The sequence below is a fragment of the Planctomicrobium mucosum genome (assembly GCF_051466335.1).
Classification (GTDB): domain Bacteria; phylum Planctomycetota; class Planctomycetia; order Planctomycetales; family Planctomycetaceae; genus Planctomicrobium.
This window is the reverse complement of record NZ_CP195793.1, coordinates 3,789,476-3,804,193: the sequence shown is the minus strand read 5'-3', so window position 1 is coordinate 3,804,193 and position 14,718 is coordinate 3,789,476. Positions and strand designations below refer to the sequence as shown.

Annotated in this window: 9 protein-coding genes; 6 read left to right on the top strand and 3 right to left on the bottom strand. The window is 52.8% G+C overall.

The window, feature by feature from the left end:
* Positions 1-56 precede the first annotated feature (56 nt).
* The 3 genes from SH668x_RS15125 to SH668x_RS15115 all read left to right on the top strand — a co-directional run bounded on the left by SH668x_RS15125 (position 57) and on the right by SH668x_RS15115 (position 3,867).
* Positions 57-1,070 (top strand): CNNM domain-containing protein, encoded by a 1,014-nt coding sequence (locus tag SH668x_RS15125; protein ID WP_437185901.1) that lies wholly within the window; start codon positions 57-59, stop codon positions 1,068-1,070.
* A 710-nt stretch (positions 1,071-1,780) separates the two neighbouring features.
* Entirely contained in the window at positions 1,781-2,275 is a 495-nt protein-coding gene (locus SH668x_RS15120) for a ComEA family DNA-binding protein (RefSeq protein WP_437185900.1), read from the top strand.
* Positions 2,276-2,580: 305 nt separating this feature from the next.
* Entirely contained in the window at positions 2,581-3,867 is a 1,287-nt protein-coding gene (locus SH668x_RS15115) for a tagaturonate epimerase family protein (protein ID WP_437185899.1), read from the top strand.
* 106 nt (positions 3,868-3,973) lie between these two features.
* On the opposite strand, the gene SH668x_RS15110 is transcribed toward SH668x_RS15115, so the two are convergent.
* From SH668x_RS15110 to SH668x_RS15100, 3 genes are all read right to left on the bottom strand, one after another.
* Complete coding sequence (locus tag SH668x_RS15110; RefSeq protein ID WP_437185898.1) at positions 3,974-5,422, bottom strand: sulfatase-like hydrolase/transferase; 1,449 nt, start codon at positions 5,420-5,422, stop codon at positions 3,974-3,976.
* Between the two features lie 90 nt (positions 5,423-5,512).
* On the bottom strand, positions 5,513-6,556 hold the full coding sequence (locus SH668x_RS15105; protein ID WP_437185897.1) for a DUF1559 family PulG-like putative transporter: 1,044 nt from the start codon (positions 6,554-6,556) through the stop codon (positions 5,513-5,515).
* A 440-nt stretch (positions 6,557-6,996) separates the two neighbouring features.
* The gene (locus SH668x_RS15100; RefSeq protein ID WP_437185896.1) at positions 6,997-7,476 is read right to left on the bottom strand and encodes a carboxypeptidase-like regulatory domain-containing protein; all 480 of its coding nucleotides are present in this window, start codon (positions 7,474-7,476) and stop codon (positions 6,997-6,999) included.
* A gap of 793 nt (positions 7,477-8,269) precedes the next feature.
* Between SH668x_RS15100 and SH668x_RS15095 the strand changes: the two genes are divergently transcribed.
* The 3 genes from SH668x_RS15095 (at position 8,270) to SH668x_RS15085 (ending at position 14,483) form a co-directional block, all read left to right on the top strand.
* Complete coding sequence (locus SH668x_RS15095; RefSeq protein WP_437185895.1) at positions 8,270-9,481, top strand: AI-2E family transporter; 1,212 nt, start codon at positions 8,270-8,272, stop codon at positions 9,479-9,481.
* 687 nt (positions 9,482-10,168) lie between these two features.
* Complete coding sequence (locus SH668x_RS15090) at positions 10,169-12,784, top strand: PSD1 and planctomycete cytochrome C domain-containing protein (protein ID WP_437185894.1); 2,616 nt, start codon at positions 10,169-10,171, stop codon at positions 12,782-12,784.
* A gap of 241 nt (positions 12,785-13,025) precedes the next feature.
* Complete coding sequence (locus tag SH668x_RS15085) at positions 13,026-14,483, top strand: DUF1501 domain-containing protein (protein ID WP_437185893.1); 1,458 nt, start codon at positions 13,026-13,028, stop codon at positions 14,481-14,483.
* Positions 14,484-14,718 lie beyond the last annotated feature (235 nt).

Below are 14,718 nucleotides of genomic sequence, written 5' to 3'. Positions count from 1 at the left end.
ATGAATGTGTCGCGCTGTTGGCATTCAGGGGAGTCTGAACAGACGGAATCTGTTTGATGCAAAATTGGATGCAATTTGCTCTCTCATTGGTCCTGCTGCTTGTCGGGATTCGAATGAGTGCCTTTTTTAGCGGCTCTGAGACCGGATTCTACCGCCTTAGCTTGCCACGCCTGAACATCGACGCGCGTGCGGGAGATAAGAAGGCAGTAAAGTTACTCTGGTTCGCTCAGCGACCGGGATACTTTGTTGGGACTTGCCTGATCGGGAACAATGTCTCCAGCTATCTCTGTTCTGGCGCCGTCAGCTCTCTGATTGTCTTCATACTGGGGCGGTCCAACGAAACGGTTGAGATTGCCTCTACACTGATTCTGGCGCCGATTCTGTTTATCTTCGGTGAATTGTTGCCCAAGGGGGTCTACTATCAGATCCCCTATTCCTCATTGAAGAGAGAACTGAAGTGGTTCCGGATCATCTTTTTCATTTTCCTGCCGGTCACTTGGCCGCTGATGCAGCTCATCAGATTGATTGAGAGATTCCAAGGCGAAGTCGATCAGGCTCCAGAGATTCAGTTGGGGCGAACTCGGCTCATGCAACTTCTGCAGCGAGGGAGAAGCGAGGGAGTTTTAACCGAAATTCAGAGTCGGCTGGCGAATGGCTTGCTGCATCTGGCCCCTCAAACCGTCGACACATCGATGATTCCAACCGCGCGCGTCCTGGGCGTTTCAGATCGAGCCTCCCGAAAGGAGATGTTAGAGTTTGCCCGGAAGTTTGGGGTCTCTTCCGTGGCGGTCTTTCGCAATCAGGATGAGACGAAATGGTACGGGTATGCGTTTGTGGCTGAACTTCTGACCACCGAAGGAGAGCTTCCACTGATCTATTCGATGCCCGTTTTTAAAAATACAACCAGCAAGCTGGAAGCTCTTCATCGTTTGCAGGTGGCGGATGCAAGTTACGGAGTCGTCGAACATAAAGGGAAGACTCTGGGGATCGTTGCACGAAACGGTTTGATCGAACAACTGTTTCGCCCACAAGGACGCCTGGGAGTCCAGCCTGCGCGGGCAGCAACCTGATCGCATGGCCGTTTGTTGTTCGCGATCCAGCATTGAAAAGCCACAGCACTCGGCGATGAGGGTGAGAACAAAAAAGGACCCGATACTGATTTCAGTATCGGGTCCCGATATGCTCGAGGATCTGTGATCCCGAGGATGCTGTAATAGAAATTACAGCTGGAGAACGAGAAAAATTGTCGGAGCCAGATCCGACACCGTTCTCCCGGTGACTGTCGACGACAGCCCGCCGACTGCCTTAGACAGTATCACCTCGTGTTTGGCTACAACTATCAGATTGCATCAAGACCACCTCCTTCCATTGCCAAGATTTCCCGCTTCTTCCGGCTTAGCCATTCCGGATTCTTCACGAGCTCTAGTCACTCCGAGCTTGCGTAGGGCTCGAAACCACAACTTGATTCTTGCAAAAATCACATCTGAGACAAGACCAATTTCAATCAGGTTCGCAATTTTTCTTTCTGAGATGAAGACGGTAATTCCGGCTCTCCTGTCTGGACTCAAAAGTTTCAAATTGAACAGGAGTGTCGACGCAATTCCAATTCAGGATTGGTGTTTCCTTACCGCCGGCATCCGTTGGCTCGGTGCTTTTAGTCGGCATCGTGAGTTCCACCTCCATCAGACAGCATTGTCGGGGGATGTTTTTTTTGCCAAGATCGCGGTCGATATCAATCAGGTTCTGTCGATATCAATCAGGTTCTATCGGGCAGAGAATCGTGAACGATCACATTGCCGAGTCGCATCTCCATCCTATTGAGGAGAACAACGAGCTTTTGCAGCCTGAGCCGAAGTCGCCTCCAGGCAGCGCCGATTCCGTTGCACTTGGATTCAATCGATCCGATCGCCTATTTGTAACATTTCTCTGCTCAGTGATTGTCGCGTTGATTCTGGCTCATCTGGTCCGCATGTCCGTGCAGGGAACTCCGAGAGTCGAAATTGTTCGACTTCCTCAACATGACATCGATTTCAAAATTCAGATGAATCGCGCGACTTGGGTTGAGTGGATGCAGCTTCCACAGATTGGCGAAGTAACTGCCCGCAACATCGTTGCCGATCGCGACCAGCGCGGGCCGTTTTTAGCGGTAGAGGATCTGACCCGCGTGAAGGGGGTCGGTCCTGCGACAATGGCCGCGGTGAGATCGTTTCTCGTGGTCGACGAACTTCAGAAATCAGATTTGCTTTCGAACCAGAAGTCGTCAGCAGTGGATTGACCTGCGAAAAGAACTTGAAGTCTCGGTGTAATTGAAGTGGACGACGACTGCTCCAGGTTTCATTTCGAGTCGAGGCTCAACAATTCATCAAACGAAGAGTTGAGCCAATGTAAAAGACTCCTCAACGGATCAGGAAACTGATAGCTTTTATGTCCGGTGGGATGAAGCATTTGATGCGATTCAGGGAAGTGCTAAATCTCGCAGCGAGACCTCGCGGTTTGAGTTTACTGTCGCGAATGGTGTGGTGGCATCGTCCGGCGACGATCCTCCATTGAAATCAGAGCATCTTCAGGAAAGGCGTAATCGTGAGTCTGCAATCTGGAGTTCTTTCACAGCCTTCCGCACTTGGCTTAACCCCGAGCTTTGGCTTTGGTGATCGACTCGGGCTCGCAACTCCCGGACATCTCGCTGCGCTGAAGGAAGCGGGCGGTCCAATTCAGGGGATTTTTGCCCAGCAATCAATTCGTGAAATGGCCCGCACCCAGCGATCAGCGACCGAGGTGATGTATGCCGCCAAAGCGTCCATCGAAGCAGAGAACTACGTTGGCGCCTGGGGAGCAGATGCAGATCATCTGAAGACTACAAACGATATTGACGTCACAGCAGATGCTGGATTCGTCTTTTACACGATCGATCCCAGTGAGTTTGTCGATCAGAAAGCAGATGACTACGACGCAGCGACATTGGAAGAGAAATTCGCTGCCATTCGACATGAGGTTGACTGGTGTTCCACTTATCGCGGGCAGGAGATTGCGCTTGATCGCGGGCCTGTTATTCGGTTTGATGATCAAACCGTCCTGCGGGCTGCTGTGAAATACGGAAGCGCGATCAACCAGACGGTTTCGTTGGCACAGCACATCCGCGAAGAGGCTGAGAAAAGAAGCCAGCCGTACGAAATTGAGCTGAGCGTTGATGAAACGGATCAGCCAACCAGCCTCGCCGAGCATTACATCATTGCGGATCAACTGCGGCGTCACGGCGTGCATCTAGTGAGCCTTGCTCCACGCTTCATCGGAGAGATGGAAAAGGGAGTCGATTACATTGGAAATCTGCAACAGCTGGAGTCGTCACTCGGCGATCACGCCGCCATCGCCCGTACACTCGGTCCTTATAAGCTGAGTCTGCATTCCGGTTCAGACAAACTGTCGATGTATGGGATTCTGGCGCGACAAACCGAAGGCCAGTTTCACGTCAAAACAGCGGGGACGAGCTATCTTGAGGCACTCCGGGTGATCGCCTTGCACGCTCCGGAAGAGTTTCGGCGCATCGTGAACTTTGCACGTGGCCGATATGACGTCGATAAAGCGACTTATCATGTTTCGGCGACCTTGGCCAATACGACGGCCCCTGATTTGGTCGCGAACCCCAAGCAGTTGGAACAGCTTTATCTGGAATGTTGGGCGGATGTTCCGCAAGGCCGGGGGTTCACTGCACTTGGGCGACAGGTTTTGCACTGCACATTCGGTTCAGTGTTGACTCACGCTGAGTTTGGCCCTCTTGTCAAACAGATTCTGAAAGAGCACGCGGAAACTTACAAAGAGGTGTTGAAAGAACACTTTGTGCGTCACTTGCAGGCGCTGAATCGCGGATGACTCCTCCCCGTTGACGGAAATTCCGCAGCGGAAGTTCTTCCAGAATGAACAACGTAACGATCCCCAGTCTGATCGGGCATCGTTACGTTGTCCGGTCAATTCGGGACTACTTCGCATCCGCCGCGAGCAACTCATTGCGATTGAGGGTCAGTGGGTCATCCACTTCTTTTTGGAGCTCAATGAGTCGATCCCAGAGGTCAGCGATTCGTTCGGTCTGTTGTTCGTCCTCTGCCAGATTTTTCAGTTCTTCAGGATCGTTCTTCAGGTCGAATAAAAGGATGCGGGGAACGTTTGGAAATACGATTAACTTCCAGCCAGCGTGGGTTACTGAACGCTGGTGAGTCCGGTAGCTGCCAAGGATGGAATCGTAATTCTGCTCGACTTTCCCTTCAGCGAGCGGTAAGAGACTCTTGAAGAAGACATCGTCAGGCTTTTCGACTCCGGCCAGTTCGAGCGTCGTTGGGTGAACGTCTTGCAGGTAAATCGGTGCATCGATTTTTTTACCTGCTTCGAAGCGTGGGCCAACGGCGATGAACGGAACCCGCACGCTATGGTCGTATAGATTCTGCTTCCCCATGAGTCCGTGGTTGCCGCAGGCAAGGCCGTGATCGGCTGTGAAGAAAATGTAGGTATTCTCTCTCTTTCCAGACGCTTCGAGAGCATCGAGTACGCGGCCAACCTGCTCATCGAGGTGTGTAATGATCGCGTAGTATTCCTGGCGATGGACCTGTACCGAGTATTCAGTACGAGGGAATGGAGCCAGATTTTCATCTCGTAAGTCGGCTGGGCATCCAATTTCATCTTTATTTGGATGCTCTGGAACGAAGCTCTTGGGGATACGAATCTTCTCGTGAGGGTAGCGATCGACGAACTCTTGAGGAGATTGACGGGGATCGTGCGGAGCATTAAAGCCGACGTACATGAAGAACGGCTCTTGATGATCTTTCGATGAGTCGATGAAATCGATGGCGTCGTCGGCCGTAACTTCGCTCCAATGTTTGCCACCTGTCCAGAAGCCAAGTTGTTCAGGATCAGATGGACTCCACGCATCGGGCTCTCCCTGAACGGGGCGTTGGTAGAGCGTTTTATTCAAAGGAGCCGGCATTCCACCACGGATATGGCGGGTGGTCTGAAAAATCTTGCTCGCATCGGTCGCGACGTGCCATTTTCCCGTCAGGTAGGTTCGATAGCCAGTGGATTCGAGTCGCTGCGCCCACAACGGACTATCGTATTCCTTCTTACCGAGCTTCTCGTCAGCTTCCTTGGCATGCCACAGCGACCGCCCCGTGTTCAGCATGGTCCTGCTCGCGACGCAGACAGCGCCATGATATCCACCCATGTTGTAAGCATGAGTAAAGACCGTCCCGGAATTGTAGAGTCGATCGAGATTGGGCGTCTGGATCTCTTCGTTGCCGCCTGCGTGAAGCGAGGCGAAGGTTTGGTCGTCCGCGAAGATGAAGAGGACGTTCGGACGGTCGGCCGCAAGCGACAACGACGTTGCCAGTCCCGCGACGATCGTCGCAGCGAGAAATGTCAGCTTTTTCAACCTGATCATTTTGAAAAATCCCTGAGCGTGTAAGGGGGCGGATTGAATGAAACGATGAACGAAATTTCTGCTGAGAGCAATGATGAAGGATTGGCCAGACTAGAATTCGCCAATCACTTCTCCATCGTTGCGGCTGCAAAGTCGTTGGAAAGTTCCAACTCCGCTCCAGTTGTTTGAGTTCACCCATTCGAATGTCGATTGCGTGTGATTGGTGTTGTCCGAGATGAACCGGACGGAACCGTCTGCCATCGCGAACATGGCTCCACCGGTATGGTGACTCCCAAATGAATTGCGCTTCACGAGATCAGAAATGATGGCCAGATTCGGTGGATTGATGCGGTATTCGCCTGTGCGAATCTGTGATTCAGGAGAATCTGCCCGGCCTCCATTCGCCGCTTGAAAGCGACCGTACCAGCTGGGATCCCATAGAAATCCACCGGCACCTGAGTTGTTTCCATTTCCCCAAAACTTGACTTCACCCACGAGGACAGTATTAGAGGAGCCATCAGTGATGTCTCGCATCTTGATGTTTCCATCTTCGATTAGAATTCCGTTTCTTCGGTTGGTCGGCTGGTTGTAGTACGCGCTCCCTTCGAACGAGCCAGCTGAGCCAAGGTAGTTGGTCGCTGCTAACCCGGGGTTGACGAGGTTTGGGGTTGTCGAACTCGTTCCAATTTTTAGATGTGATGGATTGGGAGCCGATGGGCAATTCGCGAGCGGAATCGGTGTTTGCACGACAACATCATTTGGCGATTCCCAAAGCCCGCGACCATCGAAGACGATTCGATTGTAAAGAGCGCTCTGTTCAATGAATGGAAGTATCATTGTTGACCATGCCCAACCGGGAGATCGATTCGGTCGATCCCCTCGGTTGAGCATGTTCCCCGACATGCTCATTTTCGGATTCTGAAAGAGAAATCCCGGTGGAAACTGGCGGAATGTCTCTTCGTAATTGTGCATCGCGAGCGCGATTTGCTTGAGATTGTTTTTGCATTGAGATCGGCGGGCCGCTTCGCGGGCTTGCTGTACTGCGGGGAGCAACAGTGCAATCAGCACAGCGATAATCGCGATGACCACAAGTAATTCGATTAACGTGAAGCCGCTTGAGGAGGCTTTGGAACGCACACTTGTCTTTTTGGACATGATGAGACCTTGTTCGTCAGGCATGCAGATCGGGTCAGAGAACTGAGTATCCGCGAATGGCCTCAATCGGTTGATTCGAAGAGACAATTCTGAGACGTTCGATCAGCGAAGCAGTTTTGTTGAAAGCAAACGGAACGATTCAGTTTGCGATATATGAAACGGCGTCGAACGCTCTCTCGAATTTCGGGTCAAGCTGTTCCAAAGAATGGATCGAATCCAGTTCAATCCGTGGTCTGCACCCCTGTATTAGCGGGGCGGGGTGGTTCGAGTCGAATGGCTCATCTCAATGATGAGTCGAGCGAGTCTGGAATCCCGAACGGTCACAAGGTGGGCAGCAGTTGCTCGTGCTGCCATGGCGTGGGCACGGATGGGAGTGTCGTTGACATCTCCGATTTCGGACCCACTCCTCACTCAATCAGAGCAATCAGTGAACTGAGCCGTTACTCGATCGCTGCTTTGCGTATTTTTCCCTCCTTGGATTTCAATGCAAAATGAAATTCGTTGTGACGCTTCTCCACAGTCGCGGAGAGCGTGGTTTTCTTGTTGTAGACGTCCGGGACAAGTTCTGCTGCACCCGGTCTGTCTCCGCCGCCAACGTCGGCAGTACTGATTTGAACCTTGTTTTCTCCGAGCCAGGCTCCACTCTGGGACTCAGAGAAGACCATCGCATACTTTCCCTGAGCATCGGTTTTTCCGTAGGAAGTCGTCCCGCTCTGGACTGGGGTAAAGACGATGAACGCATCTTTGAGCGGCGCGGAATCGAGTGTCACCGTCCCTGTGACTGTGGCCAGGTCGTCGTTCTTTTGCGAGCAGCCAAGTGCAAGTGATGCCAACAGGAGAAGGGTGAGGCATTTCCTTGAAGCGATGTGTCGCATTGAGAGCGAAACGAGGCTGGCCCGGATCATCAGTGTGTGGCCCATTGGAGTAGGAATCCCTGTCGCAGAGGAAATTCGAAGTGCCACGACTAATGTAGCACGACTAAGTCGTAATTTTATTTGAGTGCGAAATTTCGTCAATCCGTTTGATTGTATTTTTTGATGAATCTCTTGAGTCTCCTGAATAGACAGAGATGCAACCGATAGCCCGGCGATTTCAAATCGATTGCGGTGGCACTGGGGGAGAGCGGGGTAGCTTCAAAACACGAAGAGCCGCGTAACTCTCTCAGGGTCACGCGGCTCTTTTGTGATTCACGATGTGAAATTCGGCAGGAGGTGCCCTTTCTCAAGGGGCGGTGGACTCCTCAATCGACCTTTCGGTTTTCACCTCCAGGCTCTCAATCACCGAAACGTCATTACGCAGACATCGTGCCAGACGGCCAGAGATTTGTGGCCGAATCGGTCCTAACCTTTGACTGTAGAGTCGGTTATGGGAAGTTGGGGTAATGTCGCATCAATGGCGACGAGTCGGTGACATGTAACACTTACAGGTGCATTCAACTGAAATTGCAATTAGTGCATGTCAAGAACCGCTATGAAAGACTCGCGTTCGACGGCTGACACGAAGCGTTTCGGTCCCCAAAGCTGAACGCGAATCCATCACGGGTTGATTCCTGTCGTTCCCGAATTCGAGCCCATTCAGCGGTCCGAAGATGCAATATCCGATCATCGTTGATTCTGTTCAAGAATTAGCTTGTGAGACGGTTTGGTCCAACTGTGGAACTTTATATGCTGGCTTTGGTCAGTATTATTGCAAAGTCTTCGGGGAGAGAATCGGATGTCGAATATGCCACGTCTCGTCTCATTGGGAGTCATCCTGGCGGTGATCGTGGCTTTGGGAATCACGTTTTTTCAGGTCGTGTTTCCTTTTTTGCTTCCCCTCTTTCTCGCTGCGATGACGGTCGTCGTCTGCCGGCCGCTTTACCGTTACTTGTTAAAGCGGACCGGAAACAAAGAAGGGTGGTCTGCCGGATTAGCGACAGCAATCATTCTCTCGATCGGTCTGGTCCCAATTGTTGTGGGGACGTTGCTAGCCTCATTGCAACTCTACTCATACGCAACAGACTTGGATCACGAAAGCGTAAAGCCTGTTCTCAACAAAGTCGTCACTTGGGGGGTCGAAAAGGTCAATCAGTTTCGGGCCGAAGACGAGCAGCTTGTCGCGGCAGATGTTTCTAGAAATGCGTTAGAATGGCTGAAAGGATCGCTCAACAATTTTGGAGATCGATCCATGGGGGCAGCCGCCGGGACGACTTTTGGAGTTCTGAAAGGAGCTGCCGGATTCGTCGTGAAAGTGGCCGTCGCTTTGGCCATGTACGCAATCGCCCTGTTCTATTTTTTCGCGGATGCTCCAAAACTGGTTAAAGCGACTGAATCGCTGATTCCCGTTCATCTCAATTACCAGAACGAGATGCTGGTCGAGTTTGGTTCGGTCGTTCGCAGCGTTGTGATCGCGACATTCCTGGCAGCGATTGCTCAGGGGCTTGCAACGACGGTTGCGGTTGGAATCCTCGGGTTTCACCAGCTCATCGGGCTATTCGCACTCGCAACTTCCGGAGCCTTGGTTCCACTGATCGGGACAGCCATCGTGTGGGTCCCTTGTGCGATCTGGCTGTTCGCCAGTGGCAGCCCCGGTCAGGCGATTTTTCTCTGCCTTTATTGCGTCATCTTCGTCGGGCTGATCGATAACGTCGTGCGAACTTACGTGCTCAACTCCAGTACGAAATTGCATCCGTTGCTCGCCTTCATCAGCGTCCTTGGTGGCATTGAAGTGATGGGACTCTGGGGAGTGTTTATCGGTCCCATTGTGGCATGTTGCTTGCACGCACTGCTCAAGATCTTCAATAAAGAGCTCTCTCAACTGTCGGTGGAACGCAGTGGCAATGGTGACGCAGTTGAGCCTCCTGTCGTCGAGATTCAGCCTGCGGCGGTCGTACCAACTCCTGCCGAGTGCACTCCCGCTGTGCCAGCAGACAGCAAGAAAGCCTGAGCAGCTTACCTCCACTTCCTGTGGTCCTCTGATAAACGACTGGTGTGTACATTTGAGTTTCAGTCGCTTGTGCTTCGGGTGAATGCAGCCGGTGTGGATCACCGACTCGATGAGGGCGTTCTGGAAAGGGAGTGGTTCCGCCTGCTGGGGCACACAGGCAGTAAACTCGCTGGCTGGTTTTTAGATGGCGTCGACGTTTTGAATCGGCTTATCGCGGGTCGACGGAATTTACGATCACATCGCTTGGATTTTTGGGGTGACATTCATGCTGCGTTCTCGCCGGGCAGTGATGTCTCCAAAATGAGGATTCGTCCTGACGGGGGGGAGTGTTTGGGGAGTAGCTGCAAGTGAACGAGAAAAGTTCGTGAATGAGGCCGCTATTAGTTTCCTACTGTCGTTATGAACGTAACCGTAGAGTCTCAGAGGACTTTTCAAGGCGGCCTGTCCAGTGTGACGGGGGGGCGAGACTGTTCAATTCCGAAGTGTTGCGGTAATATCTCGCTGTTACGGCAGACTGGGAAACCGACGTCTGTCGCCCCGCCAGAATCCCCAGTTTGACTCACCCCACGGCAATTTTGTGTTCCGCTCAAGGAATGAGGCGACTTTACTGACATGCTCGTTTGTAAAGCGTCAATCGAGTGGATGCATGGAGTTGTTTGAGTTCCCTCCTCGAAGCCTGAGTGAACCATGAGAACCACACGAATTCGAGCTGTCCTCATTGCGGCGTTGCTGCCGTTCCTGATCTCTCCCGTTCTGGCGGAGACACCGGATGTCCTCTTTGAAAAGGATATCCGTCCGATTCTCAAAGCTGCTTGCTTCCATTGCCATGGAGAGTCGCCCACTCCAGAAGGGGGGCTGGACTTGCGGCTGTCCCGATTCGCGATTCGAGGGGGAGACTCTGGCCCTTCAGTCGTGAAGGGAGATAGAGAAGAGAGTCTCCTGTTTCAATATGTCCGCGATGGCGAGATGCCACCCGACAAAGCTCACCAGCTGACTACTGATCAAGTGGAACTGATTGGAAAATGGATTGACGCCGGGGCTCAGACTGCGCGACCTGAACCCGAAACCATCACTGGGATGCTGATTACCGAGGAAGAGCTGAGTCACTGGGCCTACCAAAAAATTACTCGCCCAGCTGTTCCTGCGGTGAAGAATACGGATCGCGTCCGCACGCCTATTGATGCATTCCTGCTCGCGAAACTGGAAGAACAGGGATTTGGATTTTCCCCCCAAGCTGCCCCGGCGAAGTTGGTCCGCCGCGGGTTTCTCGATCTAACAGGTCTCCCGCCATCGGTCGCGGAGATTGATGTGGCGAATAACGAGTTTTCTCCGGAGAAATGGGATCAGGTTGTTGAGGTCCTACTCGCTTCGCCACATTATGGGGAGCGCTGGGGGCGACACTGGCTTGATGTATCGGGCTATTCGGACTCCGATGGCTATACGAACGTGGACCAGCAGCGTAAGCACGCCTGGCGATATCGGGACTACGTGATCCGTAGCTTCAACGAGGACAAGCCGTTCGATCGTTTTATTCTCGAACAGCTTGCCGGTGATGAGCTGATCACGTCCCCCCTCGATAACCTCACTCCTGAAGACGTTGAACTGCTGACAGCGACCGGGTTTTTGAGAATGGCCCCCGATGGGACCGGAGGCAATGTCGACGATCCGAACGTCGCAAAAAATGATGTGCTGGCTGAAACGGTTAAGATTGTGACCTCATCTTTGATGGGCCTGACAGTCGGTTGCGCTCAGTGTCATGACCATCGTCATGACCCAATTCCCACTCGCGATTATTATCAGATTCGTGCGGTCTTAGCGCCGGCGCTCAACGTCAACCAGTGGCGGACGCCACAGCAGCGACTGGTCTCGACCTATACTGCTGCTGATCGGGAACAGGCGGCGAAAATTGAAGCACAAGCTGTTGCAATTGAAGTCGAGCGGAGTGCCCGAGAGAAGGTTCTCATTGAAGCGACGTTCGAAAAAGAGCTGGCGAAGTTGCCTGTCGAAGTTCAAGCGATCGGGAAGGGATTGCCTTCCATTCCGATGGCGGAACGGACTGAAGAGCAGATCGCGCTGATCAAACAGCACCCTTCCCTCGAGATCAATGCAGGGACCTTGTACCTCTACGATTCTGCTGCGGCTGAAGAGCTGAAGAAGATGGCGGAGCAGGCTACAGAAGTTCGAAACACAAAACCAAAAGAAAACTTCGTACATGCCCTCACTGAAACGGGCGACATCCCTGCGAGCTTTGTGTTCTATCGTGGTGATTTCAATCAGCCAACGGAGGAAGTTCAGCCGGGCGCGTTGTCAGTGGTTTCGATGAACCAAAACTTGAACGTCAACGTCGAAACGCCATCAAGTTCGCAGAGTTCCGGGCGAAGAACCGCGCTCGCCAAATATCTCACTCACCCGGACAATCCTCTCACTGCTCGTGTCCTCGTCAACCGGATCTGGCACCATCACTTTGGACAAGGAATTGTAGCGACGTTGTCCGATTTTGGTTCTCTCGGTGCTCAGCCGACCCACCCTGAGTTACTCGATTGGCTGGCAAGCGAATTCATTGATTCAGGGTGGAGCGTGAAGCATATCCACCGGCTGATTATGAAGTCTGCCGCCTATCAACAAGCCGCCCGCTTACCGGGAGATCTGGAGCAGGTCGACCCTGACAATCTGTTGTACGGCGGGGCTCAGGTCAGGCGAATGGATTCAGAGACGCTCCGCGATTCTATCCTCACGATCAGTGAGACGCTCAACGCCACGATGTACGGTCCTCCAGTCGAGGTGATTGCGGATCAGACAGGGACTTGGGTGCTGGGGATTGAGAATCTCGTGACAGGATATCCTGGTCCCGTGATCCCGTTGAATGGTCGCGAGAACCTGCGCAGTGTGTACGTGGAAGCGAGACGGAGTCGTCCATATTCAGTGCTTGAACCTTTCGATATGCCGGTGATGACGCCGAACTGCATTATTCGTCGCAGTTCGACCGCCAGCCCACAATCACTCATGCTTATCAATAGCGACTTCATTCTCGACTACTCGGGCAAATTCGCACGGCATCTCGAATCGATCGCTCCAGATAATCTGAGTGCTCAAATTGAGGCAGCCTGGCAAGCGGTTTACTGCCGCAGACCGGACTCCTCAGAACTTGCATCAGCGACGTCGTTTGTTCTGGAAGAAGCGACGTTGCTTGAGGAACGGCTGAAAGATGTCAACCTTCCTGAAACATTGACGGCGCAGCAGCGCGCCCTGGATTGTTTGTGTCAGATGTTATTTTGTTCCAACGAATTCCTGTACATCGATTAATTAAGCCTATTCAGAACTGATTCGGCGGCATGTTCGTCGACCTCACGTTCCGGAAAAGTAAACGGCTGTCGACATAGATCCCTACCAATTGAATTAAATCGGTCCTTGATTCAGCAGATTTCGTGTCGCGCCGCGAGTGCATTGCAGGAGAGTCATCCTTTCGGGAACCAGCGATGTTCCTTTCACGGTGATTTTGCTGCAACCTTAGCAGAGAGCACATTGCTCAAGGAGAAAGATTCTCATGAACCAGTCGACATGTGGAAACCGACGTCATTTCCTCGCGGGAAGTGCAATGGGAATCGGTTCAGTTGCCCTGAACTGGCTGCTGCAGCATGACAATGCGTTCGCCAATCCGGCCAAGCCTCCGCTGGAACCCGTTGTCTATAACACGTTGCCCAAGACGCCGATGCATGAGCCTCAGGCGAAAGCGATGATCTCGCTTTGGATGCAGGGAGGGCCAAGTCATCACGACCTCTTCGATCCAAAGCCATTGCTGGATGAACATGACGGCAAGCCATATCCGGGGACAGTTGTTTACGACAATGCGGCTCAGGCCAGCTCTAAAGTTTTTGCGTCACCATGGAAGTTCAAGCGTCATGGCGAATGCGGAATGGAACTCTCTGAGCTTATTCCGCACACAGCGCAGGTCGCCGATGACATTTGCCTCATTCGTTCGATGTACACCGGGCTGAACAATCATGTTCAGTCGATTCAGGCTCTTCAGGCAGGGAGAGTGGGAGAGGGACGACCGAGTCTGGGGAGTTGGGTGACATACGGGCTGGGGTGTGAGACGGACAATCTTCCAGCCTATCTTGCACTGACAGATCCGGGGATTTTACCGGTGCTTGGAGTTGATAACTGGCAAAGCGGTTTTCTTCCCTCGGTCTATCAGGGCACGGTGGTGCGTCCGCAGGAACCCCGAATCCTGAATTTAACCCCGCCCGTTCATATTGCTGGCGAACCGCAAAAACGTTCGTTGCAGTTTCTCAATGAACTCAATCGGCGGCACGCTGCCAGTCATCCGACATGCAATGATCTGGAAGCGCGTATCGCCAGCTATGAACTGGCAGCCAAGATGCAAGTCGCTGCTACGGAAGCACTCGACCTGAGCAAGGAAAGCAAAAGCACGCAGGAGATGTACGGCATGTTCTCCGAAAACCCTGCCACGCGCGAATACGCGTCCCGCTGCCTCCTCGCTCGTCGGTTTATCGAACGCGGAGTCCGATTCGTACAGATCTACTGCTCTGACCAAGCGTGGGACAGTCACACCGGGATCGTTCACAGCCTTCCAGCAGTTTGTGCGAAAGTCGATCAACCATCCGCCGCATTAGTGAGCGACCTAAAGGCACGAGGGTTACTGGAGACAACGATTGTGCACTGGGGCGGGGAAATGGGGCGACTCCCGGTGATTCAGAACGACGCTGGAAGAGACGCTGTCGGACGCGATCATAACACGTACGGATTCAGTTCATGGGTGGCTGGCGGCGGGTTTAAAGCAGGGCATGTCCACGGCGCGACGGATGAATGGGGACATCACGCAGTCGAGGGCATTGTGCGTAACTATGATTACCACGCTACTGTGATGCACCAGTTTGGCATCAATGTGAACGAGCTGAGTTATGAGTGGGCTCGACGAAATCAAACATTGATCGATGGACAGCCCGGACAGGTCGTGAAAGAGATTCTTCAACGAGCGTGATTCTTCCTACTGGGCCCCGCAGGTGTATTCATAATTGAACGCCGCATCGCGACGATCGAAAGGTCTGACTGCGCTGCGGCGATCAACTTGGAATGCAGCAATCGTTCCTCGAATGCTGTCGACGCCTCCGTCGCGTGCTGCGATGAGAATTCCCAGTTCTGAGTCACCATCTCACGTCGACTGGACCCCGATCAGAAGAAAATGAATTCCGTTTCTCGGCATGATTACGTGGCCG